Origin of the sequence: Cupriavidus pinatubonensis (genome assembly GCF_019602855.1) — a bacterium.
GTDB classification, from domain to species: Bacteria; Pseudomonadota; Gammaproteobacteria; order Burkholderiales; family Burkholderiaceae; genus Cupriavidus; species Cupriavidus pinatubonensis.
Genome location: NZ_CP080767.1, coordinates 2,842,004 through 2,860,731, shown reverse-complemented (window position 1 = coordinate 2,860,731; position 18,728 = coordinate 2,842,004). Strand labels below are relative to the sequence as shown.

The 18,728-nt window shown below is 64.4% G+C and carries 18 protein-coding genes; 11 read left to right on the top strand and 7 right to left on the bottom strand.

The genetic code is table 11. The features are described 5' to 3' along the window. Positions 1–101 precede the first annotated feature (101 nt). The 3 genes from K2O51_RS25965 (at position 102) to K2O51_RS25955 (ending at position 3,689) form a co-directional block, all read left to right on the top strand. Entirely contained in the window at positions 102–851 is a 750-nt protein-coding gene (locus K2O51_RS25965) for an electron transfer flavoprotein subunit beta/FixA family protein (RefSeq protein ID WP_011298699.1), read from the top strand. A gap of 18 nt (positions 852–869) precedes the next feature. Continuing rightward, entirely contained in the window at positions 870–1,805 is a 936-nt protein-coding gene (locus K2O51_RS25960) for an electron transfer flavoprotein subunit alpha/FixB family protein (protein ID WP_011298698.1), read from the top strand. Between the two features lie 99 nt (positions 1,806–1,904). After that, entirely contained in the window at positions 1,905–3,689 is a 1,785-nt protein-coding gene (locus tag K2O51_RS25955; RefSeq protein ID WP_220630948.1) for an acyl-CoA dehydrogenase, read from the top strand. Between the two features lie 77 nt (positions 3,690–3,766). Here the strand turns inward: K2O51_RS25955 and K2O51_RS25950 are convergent, their stop codons facing one another. Beyond that, complete coding sequence (locus K2O51_RS25950) at positions 3,767–5,071, bottom strand: D-amino acid dehydrogenase (RefSeq protein WP_011298696.1); 1,305 nt, start codon at positions 5,069–5,071, stop codon at positions 3,767–3,769. Positions 5,072–5,181: 110 nt separating this feature from the next. On the opposite strand from K2O51_RS25950, the gene K2O51_RS25945 reads away from it, so the two are divergent. Both K2O51_RS25945 and K2O51_RS25940 read left to right on the top strand, forming a co-directional pair. Beyond that, positions 5,182–5,685 carry an Lrp/AsnC ligand binding domain-containing protein gene (locus K2O51_RS25945; RefSeq protein ID WP_011298695.1) on the top strand — a complete coding sequence of 168 codons (504 nt, stop codon included), beginning with the start codon at positions 5,182–5,184 and terminating at the stop codon, positions 5,683–5,685. A gap of 2 nt (positions 5,686–5,687) precedes the next feature. Further along, positions 5,688–6,941, top strand: coding sequence for a PA0069 family radical SAM protein (locus tag K2O51_RS25940; RefSeq protein WP_011298694.1), 1,254 nt, complete (start codon positions 5,688–5,690; stop codon positions 6,939–6,941). A 335-nt stretch (positions 6,942–7,276) separates the two neighbouring features. On the opposite strand, the gene K2O51_RS25935 is transcribed toward K2O51_RS25940, so the two are convergent. The 5 genes from K2O51_RS25935 to K2O51_RS25915 form a co-directional block, all read right to left on the bottom strand. Next, complete coding sequence (locus tag K2O51_RS25935) at positions 7,277–8,185, bottom strand: LysR family transcriptional regulator (RefSeq protein ID WP_011298693.1); 909 nt, start codon at positions 8,183–8,185, stop codon at positions 7,277–7,279. Positions 8,186–8,209: 24 nt separating this feature from the next. Beyond that, on the bottom strand, positions 8,210–8,704 hold the full coding sequence (locus K2O51_RS25930; RefSeq protein WP_011298692.1) for a TM2 domain-containing protein: 495 nt from the start codon (positions 8,702–8,704) through the stop codon (positions 8,210–8,212). A gap of 139 nt (positions 8,705–8,843) precedes the next feature. Further along, positions 8,844–9,002, bottom strand: a complete 159-nt coding sequence (locus tag K2O51_RS25925) for a hypothetical protein (RefSeq protein WP_220630947.1) — start codon at positions 9,000–9,002, stop codon at positions 8,844–8,846. Positions 9,003–9,223: 221 nt separating this feature from the next. After that, positions 9,224–9,628 (bottom strand): hypothetical protein, encoded by a 405-nt coding sequence (locus K2O51_RS25920; RefSeq protein ID WP_011298691.1) that lies wholly within the window; start codon positions 9,626–9,628, stop codon positions 9,224–9,226. A gap of 143 nt (positions 9,629–9,771) precedes the next feature. Beyond that, the gene (locus K2O51_RS25915; protein ID WP_220630946.1) at positions 9,772–10,899 is read right to left on the bottom strand and encodes a PQQ-dependent sugar dehydrogenase; all 1,128 of its coding nucleotides are present in this window, start codon (positions 10,897–10,899) and stop codon (positions 9,772–9,774) included. 142 nt (positions 10,900–11,041) lie between these two features. Between K2O51_RS25915 and rpsP the strand changes: the two genes are divergently transcribed. From rpsP to K2O51_RS25890, 5 genes are all read left to right on the top strand, one after another. Next, positions 11,042–11,296: a 30S ribosomal protein S16 gene (gene rpsP, locus K2O51_RS25910; RefSeq protein WP_011298689.1), complete on the top strand. Its 255-nt coding sequence runs from the start codon at positions 11,042–11,044 to the stop codon at positions 11,294–11,296. Positions 11,297–11,344: 48 nt separating this feature from the next. Beyond that, positions 11,345–12,010, top strand: coding sequence for a ribosome maturation factor RimM (gene rimM, locus K2O51_RS25905; RefSeq protein ID WP_011298688.1), 666 nt, complete (start codon positions 11,345–11,347; stop codon positions 12,008–12,010). Positions 12,011–12,045: 35 nt separating this feature from the next. After that, entirely contained in the window at positions 12,046–12,828 is a 783-nt protein-coding gene (gene trmD, locus K2O51_RS25900; RefSeq protein ID WP_011298687.1) for a tRNA (guanosine(37)-N1)-methyltransferase TrmD, read from the top strand. Between the two features lie 75 nt (positions 12,829–12,903). Further along, positions 12,904–13,287 carry a 50S ribosomal protein L19 gene (gene rplS / locus K2O51_RS25895; protein WP_011298686.1) on the top strand — a complete coding sequence of 128 codons (384 nt, stop codon included), beginning with the start codon at positions 12,904–12,906 and terminating at the stop codon, positions 13,285–13,287. Between the two features lie 137 nt (positions 13,288–13,424). Beyond that, positions 13,425–14,105, top strand: coding sequence for a CoA pyrophosphatase (locus tag K2O51_RS25890; RefSeq protein ID WP_011298685.1), 681 nt, complete (start codon positions 13,425–13,427; stop codon positions 14,103–14,105). Positions 14,106–14,116: 11 nt separating this feature from the next. On the opposite strand, the gene K2O51_RS25885 is transcribed toward K2O51_RS25890, so the two are convergent. Next, positions 14,117–14,965, bottom strand: coding sequence for a sulfurtransferase (locus tag K2O51_RS25885; RefSeq protein WP_011298684.1), 849 nt, complete (start codon positions 14,963–14,965; stop codon positions 14,117–14,119). A 183-nt stretch (positions 14,966–15,148) separates the two neighbouring features. On the opposite strand from K2O51_RS25885, the gene dnaE reads away from it, so the two are divergent. Next, positions 15,149–18,667: a DNA polymerase III subunit alpha gene (gene dnaE, locus K2O51_RS25880; protein WP_041680025.1), complete on the top strand. Its 3,519-nt coding sequence runs from the start codon at positions 15,149–15,151 to the stop codon at positions 18,665–18,667. Positions 18,668–18,728 lie beyond the last annotated feature (61 nt).

Sequence of the window (18,728 nt, the reverse complement as noted above, 5' to 3'; positions counted from 1 at the left end):
AAAATAGTACGATCGTTCGAAAAATATATAGGCCGCCAACCCGGTGGTTATAATGATGAGCGGACAAATTTCTGACTATCAGCTATCAGTGGAGTGAGCGCATGAAAGTACTCGTCGCAGTCAAGCGGGTGGTGGATTACAACGTGAAGGTGCGTGTCAAGGCCGACGGCACCGGCGTGGATCTGGCCAACGTCAAGATGAGCATGAACCCCTTCGACGAAATCGCCGTCGAAGAGGCCGTCCGCCTGAAGGAAGCAGGTGTTGTGACCGAAGTCATCGCCGTGTCGTGCGGCGTGGCCCAATGCCAGGAAACCCTGCGCACGGCCATGGCCATCGGTGCCGACCGTGGCATCCTGGTGGAGTCGAACGAAGACCTGCAGCCGCTGGCCGTGGCCAAGCTGCTCAAGGCGCTGATCGACAAGGAACAGCCGCAACTGGTGATCCTGGGCAAGCAGGCCATCGATGACGACTCGAACCAGACCGGCCAGATGGTGGCCGCGCTGGCAGGCCTGCCGCAGGCAACCTTCGCCTCGAAGGTGGTCGTGGCTGATGGCAAGGCATCGGTGACCCGTGAAGTCGACGGTGGCCTGGAAACCCTGTCGCTGAAGCTGCCGGCCGTGGTGACGACCGACCTGCGCTTGAACGAGCCGCGCTACGTCACGCTGCCGAACATCATGAAGGCCAAGAAGAAGCAGCTCGATACCGTCAAGCCGGAAGACCTCGGCGTGGACGTCAAGCCGCGCCTGTCGACCGTGAAGGTGGTCGAGCCTGCCAAGCGCAGCGCAGGTGTGATGGTGCCGGACGTTGCGACGCTGGTGCAGAAGCTGAAGAACGAAGCCAAGGTTATCTGAGCGCGGGGGAGATAGAACATGACTGCACTCGTCATTGCTGAACACGACAATCAATCGATCAAGGCCGCCACGCTGAACACCGTGACGGCAGCTGCCCAATGCGGCGGCGATGTCCACGTGCTGGTGGCTGGCGCCAACGCCGCTGCCGCTGCCGCCGCCGCCGCGAAGATCGCCGGCGTGTCGAAGGTGCTGCTGGCCGACGCCGCCTACTTCGGCGACGGCCTGGCCGAAAACATCGCCGAGCAAGCCCTGGCGATCGCCAACGACTACAGCCACATCCTGGCTCCGGCTACCCCGTACGGCAAGAACATCCTGCCGCGCGTGGCCGCCAAGCTGGACGTGGCCCAGATCTCGGAAATCTCGAAGGTCGACGCTCCGGATACGTTCGAGCGCCCGATCTACGCCGGTAACGCGATCGCGACCGTGAAGTCGTCGGACAAGATCAAGGTCATCACCGTGCGCGGCACCGCGTTTGACGCTGCTGCCGCCGAAGGCGGTTCGGCTGCTGTCGAGAACCTGCCGGCCGTGGCCGACGCAGGCGTGTCGCAATTCGTTTCGCGCGAAGTGGCCAAGAGCGACCGTCCGGAACTGACCGCCGCCAAGATCATCGTCTCCGGTGGCCGTGGCGTGGGTTCAGGCGAGAACTACACCAAGGTGCTGACGCCCCTGGCCGACAAGCTGGGTGCCGCGCTGGGCGCTTCGCGCGCTGCCGTGGACGCCGGCTTCGTGCCGAACGACTACCAGGTCGGCCAGACCGGCAAGATCGTCGCGCCGCAACTGTACATCGCCGTCGGTATCTCGGGCGCGATCCAGCACCTGGCCGGCATGAAGGACTCCAAGGTGATCGTCGCCATCAACAAGGACGCTGAAGCCCCGATCTTCTCGGTGGCTGACTACGGCCTGGTTGGTGACCTGAACACCGTGGTGCCGGAGCTGGTTGCGGCACTGGGCTGATCTATCGCCGGCCCTTGTGGCCGGCCCTGCAGAGATGCTGCATAAGCCGTTCCGGGCGTGTCCCGCGAACGGCTTTTTTATACACGATTGGAGACATCGATGACCTACCGCGCACCGCTCAAGGACATGCTGTTCGTGATGAACGAGCTGGCCGGACTGGACGCCGTGAGCCAGTTGCCTGGCTTTGAGGAAGCCACGCCGGAGACGGCGCAGGCCGTGCTGGAAGAGGCGGCCAAGTTCAATGAGCAGGTGGTGGCACCGCTGAACCGTGCGGGCGACCTGGACCCCAGCAGCTGGAAAGATGGCATGGTCACCACAACGCCTGGTTTCAAGGACGCATTCCGCCAGTTCGGCGAAGGCGGCTGGCAAGGCGTGCTGCATCCGCAGGAATTCGAGGGGCAGGGGCTGCCCAAGCTGATCGCCACGGCCTGCAACGAAATGCTCAACAGCGCGAATTTGTCGTTCGCGCTGTGCCCGTTGCTGACGGACGGCGCCATCGAGGCCCTGCTGACCGCCGGCTCTGACGAGCAGAAGGCTACCTTCCTGCCCAAGCTGATTTCCGGCGAGTGGACCGGCACCATGAACCTGACCGAGCCGCAGGCCGGTTCGGACCTGGCCGCGGTGCGCACGCGTGCCGAACCGCAGGGCGACGGTACGTACAAGGTATTCGGCACCAAGATCTTCATCACCTATGGCGAGCACGACATGGCGGACAACATCGTCCACCTCGTGCTGGCGCGTACGCCGAATGCGCCCGAAGGCGTGAAGGGCATCTCGCTGTTCATCGTGCCGAAGTTCATGGTCAATGCAGACGGCTCGCTCGGCGCGCGCAACGACGCGCATTGCGTGTCGATCGAGCACAAGCTGGGCATCAAGGCCAGCCCGACCGCGGTGCTACAGTTTGGCGACCACGGCGGTGCCATCGGTACGCTGGTGGGTGAAGAGAACCGCGGCCTCGAGTACATGTTCATCATGATGAACTCGGCGCGTTTCGCGGTCGGCATGCAGGGCATCGCGGTCTCCGAACGTGCTTACCAGCAGGCCGTGGCCTATGCGCGCGAACGCGTGCAAAGCCGCCCGGTCGACGGCTCGGCGCGCGAAGCGGTGACGATCATCCATCATCCCGACGTCAAGCGGATGCTGATGACGATGCGCGGCCTGATCGAAGGCGCGCGCTCGGTGGCCTACGTGGCGGCCGCTACCTGCGATGCCGCGCACAACCATGCGGACGAAGCCGTGCGCACGAAGAACCAGGCGCTCTACGAGTTCCTGGTGCCAATCGTGAAAGGCTGGAGCACGGAGCTTTCGATCGATGTGACGAGCCTGGGCGTGCAGGTGCATGGCGGCATGGGCTTCATCGAGGAAACCGGGGCGGCCCAGCACTACCGCGACGCACGCATCCTACCGATCTACGAAGGCACGACGGCCATCCAGGCCAATGACCTCGTCGGCCGCAAGACGGTGCGTGATGGCGGTGCCGTCGCGCGTGCCTTCTGCGCCAGCATTGCCGAAACCGAAGCGGCGCTCGGCAAGCATGGCGGTGCCGCGTTCACGGCCGTTCAGGCGCAACTGGCCAAGGGCCGTGCTGCGCTGGAAGCGGTTGTCGAGTTCGTGGTTGCCAATGCCAAGTCAGACCCGAACGCAGTGTTCGCCGGCAGCGTGCCATACCTGAAGCTGTGCGGCATCGTGTTCTCGGGCTGGCAGTTGGGCCGCGCGATGCTGGCGGCCGATGCAAAGCGCGCTGAAGATCCTGGCTTCCATGATGCCAAGATCGCGACGGCGCACTTCTTTGCGGAGCACATCCTGTCGCAGGCGTCCGCGCTGCGCGATGCCATCGTCGCGGGTGCCGCGCCGGTGAATGCTGTCTCGCCCGATCAGTTCTGATCCGGCGGTTCTCTGCAAATAAAAAGGGCGGCCCGTCGGGTCGCCCTTTTTGCTGGTGTGGCGCGCTGCGCCGAAGGTCAAGCCGTAGCGGGACGCGGGGCGCCCTGCATGCGCTGCGGCTTCAGGTAGCGCCCGACTGACAGGTCATCGGCGCGGATCGCGGGCGAGCGGCCCGATACCAGGTCGGACAGCAACTTGCCCGAGCCGCACGCCATGGTCCAGCCAAGGGTGCCGTGACCCGTGTTCAGCCACAGGCCGCGCACCTGAGTCGGGCCGACGATCGGTGTGCCGTCCGGCGTCATTGGGCGCAGGCCGGTCCAGAAGGTGGCCTCGCTGACGTCGCCGGCGCCCGGGAACAGGTCGGTCACGACGTGCTCGAGCGTGCGGCGCTTGGCCGGATCGAGCGAGCGGTCGTAGCCAACGATCTGCGCCATGCCGCCGACGCGAATGCGGTCCTCGAAACGCGTGATCGCCACCTTGTAGGTTTCGTCGAGCACGGTCGACACCGGGCTGCGCGCGGCGTCAGTCATCGGCACCGTGATTGAGAAGCCTTTGAGCGGATAGACCGGCAGGTTCGACATGCCATGCAGGAACGGCTTGACGAGCTGCGTCGACCAGCTGCCGAGTGCTACCACGACGAGGTCGGCCGCGATCGGCTCGCCGTCCACCACGGCGCCGGTTACGGCGTCGCCCTGGGTCATGAGGCTGTTGATCGAACGGTTGTACTGGAATTTCACGCCCAGCGCCTCGGCCATGGCTGCCAGCTGTCGGGTAAACAGCTGGCAGTCGCCGGTTTCATCGTTGGGCAGGCGCAGGCCTCCGGTCAGCTTGTGGCTGACGGCGGCCAGCGCCGGTTCGCTCGCGGCGAGTTCTTCGCGCGAAAGCAACTGGTAGGGCACGCCGGCTTCTTCAAGCACCGCGATGTCCTTGGCGGCGCCATCAAGCTGGTCCTGCGTGCGGAAAACTTGCAGCGTCCCGTGCTGGCGGCCTTCATACGCAATGCCGGTGTCGGCGCGCAGCGCCCGGATGCAGTCGCGGCTGTATTCGGCCAGACGGACCATGCGCTCCTTGTTGACCGCGTAGCGCTCGGCGCTGCAGTTCTGCAGCATTTGCCACATCCACTGCAACTGGAACAGGGTCCCGTCCGGGCGGATCGACAGTGGGGCATGTTCCTGGAACATCCACTTGATCGCCTTCAGAGGCACGCCAGGAGCCGCCCATGGCGACGCATAGCCGGGCGAGATCTGCCCGGCATTGGCAAAGCTGGTGCCAAGCGCGGGCCCCGCCTCGCGATCGACAACGGTCACTTCGTGACCGGCTTTGGCCAGATACCACGCACTGGTGACGCCGATAACGCCACTACCAAGTACGAGAACGCGCATGTTTCGGGGGCTCCTAACCAGGATGTCAGGGTATTGAAGGATTTGTCTCTATACTATTGAAACTAATCCAGTCATAGTTATTGAATTTCTCGGGAAAACAGGAATAAGTCATGAGAACGAGTCGCCAGCCCGTCCGCGCCCTTGACCGGCTCGACCGCAAGATCCTCGCGCTGCTGCAGGCTGACGGCCGGATGTCGATGAAGGACCTGGCCGAGGCAGTCGGGCTGACCATCACGCCATGCATCGAGCGCGTCAAGCGCATGGAGCGCGATGGTGTCATCATGGGCTACTACGCACGGCTCAATCCGACTCTGCTGGGCAGCGCGCTGCTGGTGTTTGTCGAGATCTCGCTGGGGAACAAGTCGGGCAATATGTTCGAGCAGTTCCGCCGCGAAGTGCTGCGGATTCCCGAAGTGCTCGAGTGCCACCTGGTGTCGGGCGATTTCGACTACCTGATCAAGGCGCGCATCCGGGAGATCGGCGAATACCGGCGGCTGCTCGGCGACATCCTGCTGCAGTTGCCCGGTGCGGCGCAGTCGAAGAGCTATGTGGTGATGGAAGAGATCAAGGAGACGCTGGCCATTTCCGTGGAGGAGAAGGCCCAGTCAGCCTGACGATGAGACGTTCCCCGCCGGATTCCGCCCCCGATACCCGCCGTGAGAGTCGACGCGAACGCGATGCCGATGACGTTGGCATCGCGGAAGGCACTCGTGCGCCCGTGGCACGCAAGGGGCGCGGCGCGGTCAGCAATATCCAGGGCCGATATGAACGCGATCAGCGCGAGCCGTTCGATGATGGCTGGTGCGCGGCCAGCTACGACGAGGGTGCCGAAACCGGTGATCCCGTTGAAGCTACCAGGCCAGTCATTCCAATCGTACCGGCCGACGCGGAGACGCCCCCGCCGCTGCGCACCGAAGTCACGATCGAGCGCGCACGGTCAATTCTTACGCGCAACGCGTCGCCGGATATCCCGTTCGACGTTTCGCTGAATCCATATCGCGGTTGCGAACACGGGTGCATTTACTGCTTTGCGCGGCCCACGCATGCCTACCTCGACCTCTCGCCGGGACTCGATTTCGAGACCCGGCTGTACGCCAAGACCAACGCCGCCGAACGGCTGCGGGAAGCGCTGATGCGGCCCTCCTACCGGTGTGAGACGATTGCACTGGGCGTCAATACCGACGCGTACCAGCCTATCGAGCGCGAGTATCGGGTGACGCGTGGGATCCTTGAAGTCTTGAGCGAGTGCAACCATCCTGTTGCCCTGATAACGAAATCGTCGCTGATCGAGCGCGACATCGACCTGCTCGCGCCGATGGCGTCCAAAGGGCTGGCCGTGGCCGCGGCGACGATCACCACACTCGATGCCGGTATCGCCCGTACGCTTGAGCCACGCGCGGCGACGCCATCGCGTCGGCTGCGCACCATCCGGACGTTGACGGAGGCGGGCATCCCGGTCGGCGTGAGCATTGCACCGGTGATCCCGTTCATCACCGAACCTGATCTGGAGCGCGTGCTCGAAGCCGCGCGCGAAGCCGGCGCGGTGTATGCGAATTACATCGTGCTGCGACTGCCCTGGGAAGTTCACCCGCTCTTCGAGGAGTGGTTGCAGGCCCATTTTCCGGACCGTGCAGAGCGGGTGATGAACCGTGTGCGCGACATGCGCGCGGGCAAGGCCTATGACGCGAGCTTTGCCACACGCATGCGCGGGACTGGGGTGTGGGCCGACCTGATGCGCCAGCGCTTCTATAAGGCGGCAGACCGGCTGGGATACCGTTACAACCGGTTCGAACTCGATACGTCGCGTTTCCGCGTGCCGCCCAGCTGGACGACCGTCGCGGACGACGACGCGCAAGGCACCTTGTTCTGACTGCTCGCGGCCGCTTCCTGGTCGCCGATCATGCTGCTTGCCAACTCCAGCGCGGCCCTCGCGCGGGCCGCGGGCAGGCCCGAAGACAGCGCCAGCCTGACGGCGATGGCCGCCAGGCGTCCTTCTTCATACGTAGGCATGTCAGTCTTGCTCCTTTGCACAGTCGGTGTCATGGCCGGCCGGGCTGGTTACCGCCAGAAGCCAGCGGGGTGCTTCCAGTATGGGCGATTTGCACGGAAGCGGAACCTGACATCGGCGGGGTTTGCGCGCGGACAAGTTGGAAGGGGATCGCACTGGACATTGCCAGAAGCGCCAGCGCCGTGTGGCGTGGCGTCTCAGGCGCGGTCCCGGTCCCAGTAGGGCGGATTGCCGAAGCGTGCCGCAAAGAAGTCGACGAAGGCTCGTGTCTTGGCGGGAACAAGATGGCGGCTCGGATAGACCGCCCAGATGGAAACGGCCGGCAGGACCGGATACTCGTCGAGCACGGTCACGAGTTGTCCGCTTCGCAGCAGGGCGCCCACATCCCAGGTCGACTTGAGCGCGATGCCCATGCCTGCCACCAGTGCATCGCGGATGACTTCGCCGTTGTCCACGCGCAGGTTGCCATGCACGGTGACCGCGGTTTCCCCGAGCGGCGTGTCGAAGCGCCAGGCGGACTGGTCGCCGAGAATGAGGCAATTGTGCGTGCGCAGGTCATCGGGATGCTTTGGGATGCCGTGCGCGGCGAGGTAAGAGGGCGCCGCACAGATCACCCGGCGGCTTGGCGCAAGCGCGCGGGCCACGAGCGAGGAGTCTGGCAAAGCGCCCATGCGCAACGCCACGTCGATGCCTGCGTCGACAAGCGGCACGACCTGATCGCTGAGGCGGAGGTCGAGCCGTATCTCAGGATACGTTTCGAGAAAAGCTGGAATGGCCGGCGACACATGCTGCCGCCCGAACGAAGCTGGCGCGGTGACGCGCAGCAACCCGTGCGGTGCCCGCGCCCCTTTGCCGACCGACTGTTCGGCGGCCTCGGCGGTGGCTAGCAGCTGCTGCGCGTGTTCGATGAAGCGCTCGCCATCGGCGGTCAGCGACAACCGGCGCGTGGTCCGGTGCAGCAGGCGTGTGCCGAGGGTTTGTTCGAGCCTGGCGAGGCGCGCGCTCGCCGTGGAGGTGGACAGTTGCAGGTCGCGCGCGGCGGCGGACAGGTTGCCCAGCGACGCCGCGCGCGTAAAGACCGCGACGTCGAGCAGGTCGAAGTACATGGCTGCCCGACGCCGCTGGAATGGCTACTGGGACAGCGCGCGTGCCGCTTCGACCTGCGACTCGAAGAAGGTCTGGAAGCTGATGGCCAGTCCGGCCATCAGCAGGCCCGTGCCGATCAGCAGCGACAGGATCACCAGGATCACCACGGGCCAGCCCGAACGCGTGGGCGGGCCACCCGGATTGAAGCGGGCATCCCATTTGTCATCGGGCCGCAGTCCAAAGACGATCGCGGCGAGGAACGCGCTAATCACCGACGCGCCGCCGGCCACGGCGAAGGTCCAGTTCAACGCGGGCGAGCCAGTCTCGGTCACCATCGAGGCAACACCGATCACGCCGGCCAGCGTGGACAGCAGATGAAGCCAGCCGTACTGGTCGCGCAGTCCGCCGAGGTAGAACCGGTGCGCACCGAGGCTGCCCAGCAGGAAGGCCAGCGCCACCGTCAGCAGCTTCGATCGGGACCGCGTGGAGGGCAGGGCGGTTGAACGGGATGCTTGGGACGCTTGGCTGGCTGCAGGCATGGGGCAACGTGGCGAAGGGTTGCCTGCGTACGCGCCGGCAACGATCAATGGGATTCGGCAGGCAGCAGGTGCCAGCCGGGACACATTGTACGACGCCGTCCCGACAGCTTGCGCGAAGGAGATTTACTGCGGAGGCCAGCTAACGCCAGCCGGAGGAGAAGAGGTGATGGAAGAGGTTGCTGGTGTGTTCGCTGATATGGGTTTCGCCATACAGGACCAGCGTCAATAACAGCATGAAAAGTAGCGATAGCGACAGTTGTCCGGCGTGCTCAGCCAGGTCGCTCAACAGGCGGGTCATGACAGGCCTCGGCAGTTTGCGGGGTTTTTGCTCTGGAGGCTGCGCCCGGCGGGTTTATCCCGGCCTGCAGGAGGTGCCGGGCAGAGGCAGGTCAGTTTGGTATGCCGTCTGCACAAGGCGGTACGCTGCAGGAATCCGCGCAGCGTCGGGCAGCAGCCTGTGCGCGCGTTGGGAGCGCACTCAGATAAAGACAGCGATATACGGGGCGAGTTCCGGAGCGCTCAGCGGCCACCGTCGCGGCCGCGTGCCTGCCAGCCCGGTCCGACGCTGGTCGGCCGGTTGTCATTGCGGTTGGCGTCGCTTTGGCTGGTGCGTTCGGTCTGGCGCGGACGGTTTTCGTCGCGGGCGTTCGGCCCGCTGGGCCCGTTCGGCCGACCGCTCAGCCGGTCATCGGCCCGCGCCCGCGCCTCCATGCGATCGATCTGTGCCTGCACGTGGTCGCGGCTCTCGGCACGTACGCTGGCCATCTGCCAGCCTCCTGCGGCTTGGACACGCGGGCCGCGGGCCTCGGCATTCACGCGAGGCCAGAACGTGACTTGTGCATGGCTTGCGGCGACGGCGCCGATCAAGCCCGCAGCTGCGAGGATGCCAGCCACCAAGTCGCGCAGGAGTGAGCGGGTGAACATGCGGAATCCCAGGGTCCTGACGCGCAGCGTAGTAGTTTCAAAGTTGGGTTCATGGTACGCATGGGGCATCGGCGCGCCTATGCCAATCGCGTTACCGGTGTAACGGATTGTTTCGCCGGTTTTTACGGGCCCTGCAGCGGGTTTCAGGGCGCGTAGCGTATCCGGTAAACGGCGCCGGCAAGGTCGTCGCTGACAAGCAGCGAACCATCCGGAGCGACCAGTACATCGACCGGTCGGCCCCATGGCGTGCCATGCTGGAGCCAGCCTTGTGCAAAGACATCCTGGTGCACGGCTTTGCCGTCGGCATCCAGTGTCACACGCACGATGCGGTAACCGACGCGCTCGCTACGATTCCAGCTGCCGTGTTCGGCAATGAAGACGTTGTTGCGATACTGGGCCGGAAACTGCGTGCCGGTATAGAAGCGCATGCCGAGCGCCGCAACGTGCGCGCCGAGCTTGGCGACAGGCGGGACGAACTCGGAACATGCGCGTCGCTTGCCGAACTCGGGGTCGGGGATGGTTCCCGCATGGCAGAACGGATAGCCGAAATGCTGGCCGGCCTGCGTGACGCGGTTCAGTTCGTCGTCGGGCTGGTCGTCGCCGAGATAGTCGCGACCGTTGTCGGCGAACCACAGTTCGTGCGTCCCGGGATGCCAGTCGAAACCCACCGAGTTGCGCACGCCGCGGGCCACCACCTGCAGGTCGGAGCCATCGGGCTTCATCTTCATGATGTTGGCGTAGCGGTTCTCGTCCGGCGCGCAGATATTGCACGGCGCACCGACCGGTACATAGAGGAAGCCGTCGGGGCCGAACGCGATGAATTTCCAGCCGTGGCCCGTTTCTTTGGGGAACCGGTCCGTGACGACGACTGGTGCAGGAGGGTTGTCCAGCCGGGCTTCGATGTCATCGAGGCGGACGATGCGGGAGGTTGACGACGCGTAGAGGCTGCCTTCGCGGAATGCCACGCCGACCGGCATGCTAAGGCCGGTAGCTACGACGCGTACCGACGGCTTGCCGTCGAGCGCAGCCGGTAACGCATAAACTTTACCTGCGGAACTGGAGCCGACGAATAACGTGCCGGAAGGTGTCATCGCCATGCCGCGAGCATTGGGCACGGCATCACTGACAACTTCGATGCGGAAGCCAGGGGGCACCTGGATCTGCTCCAGCGGCAGTGCTGCACGGCTCTCGCCGGTGCCGGCCCCAAGAACCATGCTGACCAGCGCCGCAACGCGCGCAGTGCGTTCGATCAAGTGCCGGACGATTCCCATGGAGTGCCCCCAGTCGCCGATTTCGCCACGATGCGCGCGCCCGAACATCGCGTCAACCACCTAAGTGTTTGTTTGACCACGGTAATTGGGCTATACTCTTGCGTTTCGTGTTCGAACACCAAGTTTTCTGAGGAATCATCTCATGGTCGTCATCCGTCTGGCTCGCGGCGGCAGCAAGAAGCGCCCGTTCTTCAACATCGTCGCCACCGATTCGCGCAACCGTCGCGATGGCCGCTTCATCGAGCGCGTTGGCTTCTACAACCCGCTGGCTTCGGAAGGCGAAGAAGGTCTGCGCGTTGTGGCTGACCGTCTGGCCTACTGGCAAGGCGTCGGCGCACAACTGTCGCCGACCGTTGCTCGCCTGGTCAAGCAGAACGCCGCCAAGGCCGCTGCCTGATAGCAGTCTGTTACGCGCTCCCTGGTGGGGCGCGTTTTCATTGCACACGTGACTGAACGAAAGCAGGGCGCCGCTGCGCCGAGGCCATTGAACCGGCCCCAAGGCGAGTCGCCGAAGGCGACCAAGCTGCCGGCGACGCTCTTGTATGCCGATCCGCTGCCAGATGATCTGGTGGAGGTGGGCTATGTCGGTGCTGCCTACGGCATCCGTGGCTGGATCAAGGTCGAGCCGCATGCCAACGATGCATCCGCATTGCTGCATGCGCGCCGGTGGTGGCTGCTCACGCCGCCGCAGGCTGGCCTTGTCGCCACCGCGGAAGCATCTCGCGCGCAGGCGGTCTGCGTCCGGGTTGCGCAATCGCGCGAGCACAGTGGAACTGTGGTTGCGCAGGCGACCGGCGTATCGGACCGCAATCTGGCCGAGGCGCTCAAGGGCCGTCGCGTGTGGATCCGGCGTGCGGACTTTCCCGCGCCGGAAGAGAATGAGTTTTACTGGGTAGACCTGATCGGCTGCGCCGTCAGCAACGAGCAAGGCGAGTTGCTTGGCGAGGTGTCCGGTCTGATCGATAACGGGGCTCACCAGATCCTGCAGGTGGCTTACGCATTGCCCGACGGCAAGGCCGGTGAACGGCTGGTTCCGTTTGTCGATGCGTTCCTGCGCACGGTCGACACCGCGGGCAAGCGCATCGTGGTGGACTGGGGGCTCGACTACTGAATTGCCGAAGCCGGCAGTTCGGACGGGGAGGGCGGATGCAGTTCGATGTAATCACGCTGTTTCCCGAAATGTTTCGCGCGCTGACCGACTGGGGTATCACCAGCCGGGCAGCCAAGCAGCAGCGGTATGCCCTGCGCACGTGGAATCCACGCGATTTCACCACGGACAACTACCGCACGATCGATGATCGTCCGTATGGTGGTGGTCCCGGCATGGTCATGCTGCCCAGGCCACTGGACGATGCGATCGATGCCGCTTCGGCGGCGCAGTCGCAGGCCGGCGTAGATACGCCGCATGTGGTGCTGATGTCGCCACAGGGCGCGACGCTGACGCACGAGAAGGTCATGTCGCTCGCGCAGCGGCCGGGTCTGGTGCTGTTATGTGGCCGCTATGAGGCCATCGACCAGCGCCTGATCGACCGTCGCGTGCATGAGGAAATCAGCCTTGGCGATTTCGTGCTGTCCGGCGGCGAATTGCCGGCCATGGCGCTGATCGATGCAGTAGTGCGCCACTTGCCCGGTGTGCTGGGCGATGCGCAGTCGGCAGTGCAAGACAGTTTCGTCAACGGGTTGCTTGATTGTCCGCATTACACGCGGCCCGAAGAGTACGAGGGTGTGCGGGTACCCGAGATCCTGCTCGGTGGCCATCATGCCGAGATTGAAAAGTGGCGGCGCCAGCAGGCGTTGGCCAATACTGCGAGAAAGCGCCCCGATCTGATCGAAGCGGCTCGCAAGCAAGGTTTGCTGACACGTGCCGACGAGAAATTCTTGTCGGAATGGTTGGTGAAAGAAGGGCGGGAGATGTCTCCCGCCAGGTAAAACCCCATCCTCTGCCGGGGCCCGGGCAATGCCTGGGGCATACAACGCTGGCACGATGGTTACGGAGAAAAAACGATGAACATCATCGAGCAGATCGAGAAGGAAGAGATCGCGCGTCTGACCGCGAACAAGACCATCCCCGCATTCGCACCTGGCGACACCGTGATCGTCAACGTGAACGTGGTGGAAGGCAACCGCAAGCGCGTGCAGGCTTACGAAGGCGTGGTGATCGCCAAGCGTAACCGTGGCCTGAATTCGTCCTTCATCGTGCGCAAGATCTCGTCGGGTGAAGGCGTGGAACGTACGTTCCAGCTGTACTCGCCGCTGATCGCCGGCATCGAAGTAAAGCGTCGCGGCGACGTGCGTCGTGCGAAGCTGTACTACCTGCGCGAGCGCTCGGGCAAGTCCGCACGTATCAAGGAAAAGCTGGTTTCGAAGGCAGCCAAGGCTGCTCAGTAAGCCGGATATGCCGGCCGGTTCTACCGGCCGGATGTTTCCTCAGGAAGGGCACCGCAAGGTGCCCTTTTTGCGTTTTGGCAACTGTGCAGGATTGCTGCGCTGCCGGAATGCGGGCATCTGTCATACTTGAGCCTGTTATGCGCCCCGCCTTTGATCCCGAATCTCTCCCGGTCGTCGATACCGACACGCAACGCCCAGCCCTGAGCGCGCCGCGTCTGCAGTCGGAATTCATCCGCCACCGGCTGCAGGTGCCGCCCGCCTGGGCACCCGAACTTACCGACGAATCACGCGTCTACGACCGCAGCCGCGGCTTGCGCGATGCCGCGGTGCTGGTGCCGATCGTCGAGCGCCGCGATGGCCTGACCATACTGCTCACCGAACGCAATGCCAACCTGAGCGCGCACGCAGGACAGATCAGCTTCCCGGGCGGTCGCCAGGAAAGCTATGACGTGAACCGAATCGATACGGCCTTGCGGGAAACCGAGGAGGAGGTAGGCCTGGCGCGGGACTACGTGGAAGTGCTGGGCGCGTTGCCGGACTACATCACAGGCACCGGCTTTCATGTCAGTCCGGTAGTAGGACTCGTACGCGATGGTTTCACGCTGCGGCCGGATGCCTCAGAGGTGGCCGATGTTTTTGAAGTGCCGCTGGCCTTCCTGATGAATCCTTCGCACCATGAGCGGCGGCTGTTCCGCTGGGTCGATGGCGAACGGATGTTCTACGCGATGCCGTTCCCGCGCGAAGGTGGTGGCCATCGCTTTATCTGGGGTGCGACGGCGGGCATGCTGCGTAACCTCTACCACCTGCTCGCCGCATAACCCTCGGGTAATCAGGCCGCTGCCTGATCGTGCCGCCCGACGCAATGCGGGCAGCTCTTGCCGACCACGTAGTGCGGGCTTTGCTGCTCTTCGGCCGTCACCACGGCGCGGCAGGCGAAGCACTGCTTCGGGCCGGCGGGTTCGAGGTTCGGATTGAGTGCCGTGCGATAGTCGAAAACAAAGCAATCGCCGCGGTAATGATCGCCGCCGACTTCCTCGAAATACTTGAGGATGCCGCCTTCAAGCTGGTAGACGTGGCCGATGCCGACTTCCTGCATGTGGATCGCGGCCTTCTCGCAGCGGATGCCGCCCGTGCAGAACGACACCACGGTCTTGCCCTCGAATTCCGCCTTGCGGGCTTCGATCACGTCGGGAAATTCGCTGAACTTCGTGAGGTTGTACTCGACCACGTTGTCGAACGTCCCGACCGCCACTTCGAAATCGTTACGCGTATCGAGCATCACCACGGGGCGACCTTCATCGTCGTGTCCCTGGTCGAGCCAGCGCTTGAGATCCACCGGCCGCACCGACGGCGCGCGCCCTTCCTCGGGACGGATCAGCGGGCGCTTCATCGTGATGATTTCCTTCTTCGCGCGCACCAGCATGCGCTTGAAGGGCTGGTTGTCCGACAGGCTTTCCTTCGGCGCGATATCTGCGAAGCGCGTATCGGCGTGCAGCCATGCCATGAAACCGTCGATGGATTCGCGCGGGCCGGCCAGGAACATGTTGATACCTTCCGGCGCGAGCAGGATGGTGCCCTTCAGCTCGAGATCCTCGCAGCGCGAGCGCATTTCCGGCCGCAACGTCTCGATGTCGTTGAGTGAGACGAACTTGTAAGCGGAGATGTTGACGATCTGCATGAGAAGGGCCGCGCTGCCGACACGCGCGCAAGCGCGTGATAACTGCCTGATTGGAAAGGCGAAATTATAGCGCGTCGGGCTGCAGCCGGCCCGCATTTCCCACCACGCTCGTCAGCTATCGCGGTGCGTCAGCGATGTGCGATAACCGGGCCGCCACCATGTCGAGCCGCTACAATGTCGCGCATGTCTGCCCCCCGTTTCGTACACCTCCGCGTCCATTCCGAGTATTCCGTCGTCGACGGCATTGTCCGCCTGGATGATGCCGTCAAGGCTGCGGCGTCCGATGGCATGGGCGCGCTCGCCCTGACCGACCTCGCCAACGCCTTCGGCCTGATCCGCTTCTACAAGGAAGCGCGTGGCGGCGGCGTCAAGCCCGTGGTCGGCGCCGACGTCTGGCTCGCCAACGAAGACGACCGCGACAAGCCCGCGCGGCTGCTGCTGCTCGTGCAGGACCGCGTCGGCTACCTGAACCTTTGCACGCTCTTGTCGCGCGCGTGGCTGACGAACCAGCATCGCGGCCGTGCCGAGATCGAGCCTGGCTGGTTCGAGGAGCCAGGCGAGGGCGGACAGCCGCTGGCAACGGGGCTGATTGCGCTGTCCGGTGCGATGGGCGGCGACGTCGGCATGGCGCTCGCCAACGGCAACGTCGACGCGGCCCGCCGCGCCGCCGCGCACTGGGCGGCCGTGTTCCCGCAGCGCTTCTACATTGAACTGCAGCGCGCCGGCCATCCCGGCACGGACGCCTACGTGCAACAGGCCGTGCACCTGGCGGCCGAGATGCAGCTGCCAGTGGTGGCCACGCACCCGGTGCAGTTCATGACACCGGACGACTTCACCGCGCATGAAGCGCGCGTGTGCATCGCCGAAGGCGAACTGCTGGCGAACCCGCGCCGCACGCGCCGTTTCACCACGGACCAGTATTTCAAAACGCAGGACGAGATGTGCGCGCTGTTCGCCGACATTCCGTCCGCGCTGCAGAACGCCGTCGAGATCGCGCGCCGCTGCAACCTGACGCTGGAACTTGGCAAGCCGCGCCTGCCGCTGTTCCCGACGCCGGACGGCATGTCGCTCGACGACTACCTGGTCTTCATGGCCAAGGATGGTCTCGAGAAGCGCTTGTCGGTGCTGTTTCCCAATGAGGCGGAGCGCGAGGCGAAGCGGCCCGAATATTACGCACGGCTGGAATTCGAGACCGGCACCATCATCAAGATGGGCTTTCCGGGCTACTTCCTGATCGTGGCGGACTTTATCAACTGGGCCAAGAACAACGGCGTGCCGGTCGGTCCGGGCCGGGGCTCGGGTGCCGGTTCGCTGGTGGCCTATGCGCTCGGCATTACCGATCTCGATCCGCTCAAGTACGCGCTGCTGTTCGAGCGTTTCCTGAACCCGGAACGGGTCTCGATGCCCGACTTCGATATCGACTTCTGCCAGCACGGACGCGATCGCGTGATCACGTACGTGAAAGAGAAGTACGGCAAGGACGCGGTGTCGCAGATCGCCACGTTCGGCACGATGGCGGCCAAGGCCGCGGTGCGCGACGTGGGCCGCGTGCTTGACCTCGGCTATGGCTTCGTCGACGGCATCGCCAAGCTGATCCCGTTCAAGCCCGGCAAGCTCGTCACGATCGAAGAGGCCAAGAAGGAAGAGCCGCTGCTGACCGAGCGCGAGAACAACGAGGAAGAGGTGCGCCAGCTGCTGGAGCTGGCGCAGCGCGTCGAAGGCATGACGCGTAACGTCGGCATGCACGCCGGCGGCGTGCTGATCGCGCCGGGCCGCCTGACCGACTTCTGCCCGCTGTACACGCAGGGCGGTCAGAACGACGGCATGAGCGGCGTCGTCAGCCAGTATGACAAGGACGACGTGGAAGCCGCCGGCCTGGTCAAGTTCGACTTCTTGGGCCTGACCACGCTGACCATCCTCGACTGGGCCGAGCGCTATATCCGCCGGCTGGACCCGAGCAAGGCTGACTGGAACTGCAGCCATATCCCGCTCGACGACGGCCCTGCGTTCGACATCCTGAAGACGGCCAACACGGTCGCCGTGTTCCAGCTGGAAAGTCGCGGCATGCAGGGCATGCTGAAGGACGCCAAGCCTGACCGCTTCGAGGACATCATCGCGCTGGTGGCGCTCTACCGCCCGGGCCCGATGGACCTGATCCCGAGCTTCTGCGCGCGCAAGCACGGCCGCGAAAAGGTCGAGTACCCGGATCCGCGCGTCGAACCTGTCCTGAAAGAGACCTACGGCATCATGGTCTACCAGGAGCAGGTGATGCAGATGGCGCAGATCATCGGCGGTTACTCGCTCGGTGGCGCCGACCTGTTGCGCCGCGCCATGGGCAAGAAGAAGCCCGAGGAAATGGCGCAGCATCGCGTGATGTTCCGCGAAGGCGCCGACAAGAACGGGCTCAATGCCGAGCAGGCCGACGACATTTTCGACCTGATGGAGAAGTTCGCGGGCTACGGCTTCAACAAGTCGCACGCGGCCGCGTACGCGCTGCTCGCGTACTACACCGCGTGGCTCAAGGCCCATCACCCGGCCGAATTCATGGCAGCCAACATGTCGCTCGCCATGGACGACACCGACAAGGTCAAGATCCTCTACGAGGACTGCAAGCTCAACAAGATCGCGGTGCTGCCGCCGGACGTCAACGCGAGCGAATACCGCTTTGCGCCGACCGATGCGAAGACCATCCGCTACGGTCTCGGCGGCATCAAGGGCTCGGGCCAGGGCGCGATTGAGGACATTCTGCGCGCACGCGAAGAACGGCCGTTCAAGGACCTGTTCGATTTCTGCGAGCGTGTCGATCGCCGCCAGGTGAACCGCCGCACGATCGAGGCGCTGATCCGCGCCGGCGCGTTCGACAGCCTGAACAACAACCGTGCGCAACTGCTGGCGTCGGTGTCGATCGCCATGGAAGCGGCGGACCAGAAGGCAGAGTCGGCCAACCAGGTGTCGTTGTTCGACCTGATGGACGACGCCGGCGAAGCCCACCGCCCCGAACTGATCGACGAACCGGCCTGGACCCCGAAGCGCACGCTGCAGGAAGAAAAGCAGGCGCTCGGCTACTACTTCTCGGGCCACCTGTTCGACGCGTGCCGCGATGAAGTGCGCCGGTTCGTGAAAAGCACGCTGGCCGGGCTCGAGAAGGAAGTGCAGGGCAATGGCGGCGGTTTCGGCCGCGACGTGCGCGGCAAGACCATCGCGGGCGTAATCGCCGGCGTGCGCACGCAGATGACGCAGCGCGGCAAGATGATCATCGTGCAGCTCGACGATGGCACCGGCGTGGTCGAGATGACTGTCTTCAACGAACTGTTCGATGCCAACCGGCATATGTTCCGCGAGGACGAGTTGCTGATCGCGACGGGCAACGCACGGCACGATACCTTCACCGGCGGCGTGCGCTTCACGGCGGAGTCAGTGATGGACCTGGCAATGGCGCGCAGCGCGTATGCCAGTGCGCTGAGCATTGCGCTCGCGCCGGAAGATTCGACCATGGACCGCCTGCGTACCGTGCTTACGCAGTACCGTGCCAAGCCGCGCGACGCTGGGCCAGCAGGCCTTGGCCTGCTGGTGCGCTACCGCAACCCGAGCGCCGCGTGCGAAATCCATCTCGGCCCGAACTGGCGCGTGGAGCCGGACGAGGCGCTGCTCGGCGAACTGCGGCAGTGGCTCGGCAACGACGCCGTCGAGCTGATGTATTGAGGCCGAACGTGGCGCCAACGTACGGCGCCACGGTGCTTTCTACGCATTCCGGCACGCCTGC

Excerpts from the sequence above, each read along its gene's own strand:
- K2O51_RS25950 (WP_011298696.1), bottom strand. The coding sequence starts at position 5,071 with ATGCGCGTTCTCGTACTTGGTAGTGGCGTTATCGGCGTCACCAGTGCG.
- K2O51_RS25890 (WP_011298685.1), top strand. The coding sequence starts at position 13,425 with ATGCGCCCCGCCTTTGATCCCGAATCTCTCCCGGTCGTCGATACCGAC.
- K2O51_RS25965 (WP_011298699.1), top strand. The coding sequence starts at position 102 with ATGAAAGTACTCGTCGCAGTCAAGCGGGTGGTGGATTACAACGTGAAG.
- K2O51_RS25935 (WP_011298693.1), bottom strand. The coding sequence starts at position 8,185 with ATGTACTTCGACCTGCTCGACGTCGCGGTCTTTACGCGCGCGGCGTCG.
- K2O51_RS25960 (WP_011298698.1), top strand. The coding sequence starts at position 870 with ATGACTGCACTCGTCATTGCTGAACACGACAATCAATCGATCAAGGCC.
- K2O51_RS25920 (WP_011298691.1), bottom strand. The coding sequence starts at position 9,628 with ATGTTCACCCGCTCACTCCTGCGCGACTTGGTGGCTGGCATCCTCGCA.
- trmD (WP_011298687.1), top strand. The coding sequence starts at position 12,046 with ATGCAGTTCGATGTAATCACGCTGTTTCCCGAAATGTTTCGCGCGCTG.
- K2O51_RS25915 (WP_220630946.1), bottom strand. The coding sequence starts at position 10,899 with ATGGGAATCGTCCGGCACTTGATCGAACGCACTGCGCGCGTTGCGGCG.
- K2O51_RS25945 (WP_011298695.1), top strand. The coding sequence starts at position 5,182 with ATGAGAACGAGTCGCCAGCCCGTCCGCGCCCTTGACCGGCTCGACCGC.
- rplS (WP_011298686.1), top strand. The coding sequence starts at position 12,904 with ATGAACATCATCGAGCAGATCGAGAAGGAAGAGATCGCGCGTCTGACC.
- rpsP (WP_011298689.1), top strand. The coding sequence starts at position 11,042 with ATGGTCGTCATCCGTCTGGCTCGCGGCGGCAGCAAGAAGCGCCCGTTC.
- K2O51_RS25925 (WP_220630947.1), bottom strand. The coding sequence starts at position 9,002 with ATGACCCGCCTGTTGAGCGACCTGGCTGAGCACGCCGGACAACTGTCG.
- K2O51_RS25885 (WP_011298684.1), bottom strand. The coding sequence starts at position 14,965 with ATGCAGATCGTCAACATCTCCGCTTACAAGTTCGTCTCACTCAACGAC.
- K2O51_RS25930 (WP_011298692.1), bottom strand. The coding sequence starts at position 8,704 with ATGCCTGCAGCCAGCCAAGCGTCCCAAGCATCCCGTTCAACCGCCCTG.
- K2O51_RS25955 (WP_220630948.1), top strand. The coding sequence starts at position 1,905 with ATGACCTACCGCGCACCGCTCAAGGACATGCTGTTCGTGATGAACGAG.
- dnaE (WP_041680025.1), top strand. The coding sequence starts at position 15,149 with ATGTCTGCCCCCCGTTTCGTACACCTCCGCGTCCATTCCGAGTATTCC.
- K2O51_RS25940 (WP_011298694.1), top strand. The coding sequence starts at position 5,688 with ATGAGACGTTCCCCGCCGGATTCCGCCCCCGATACCCGCCGTGAGAGT.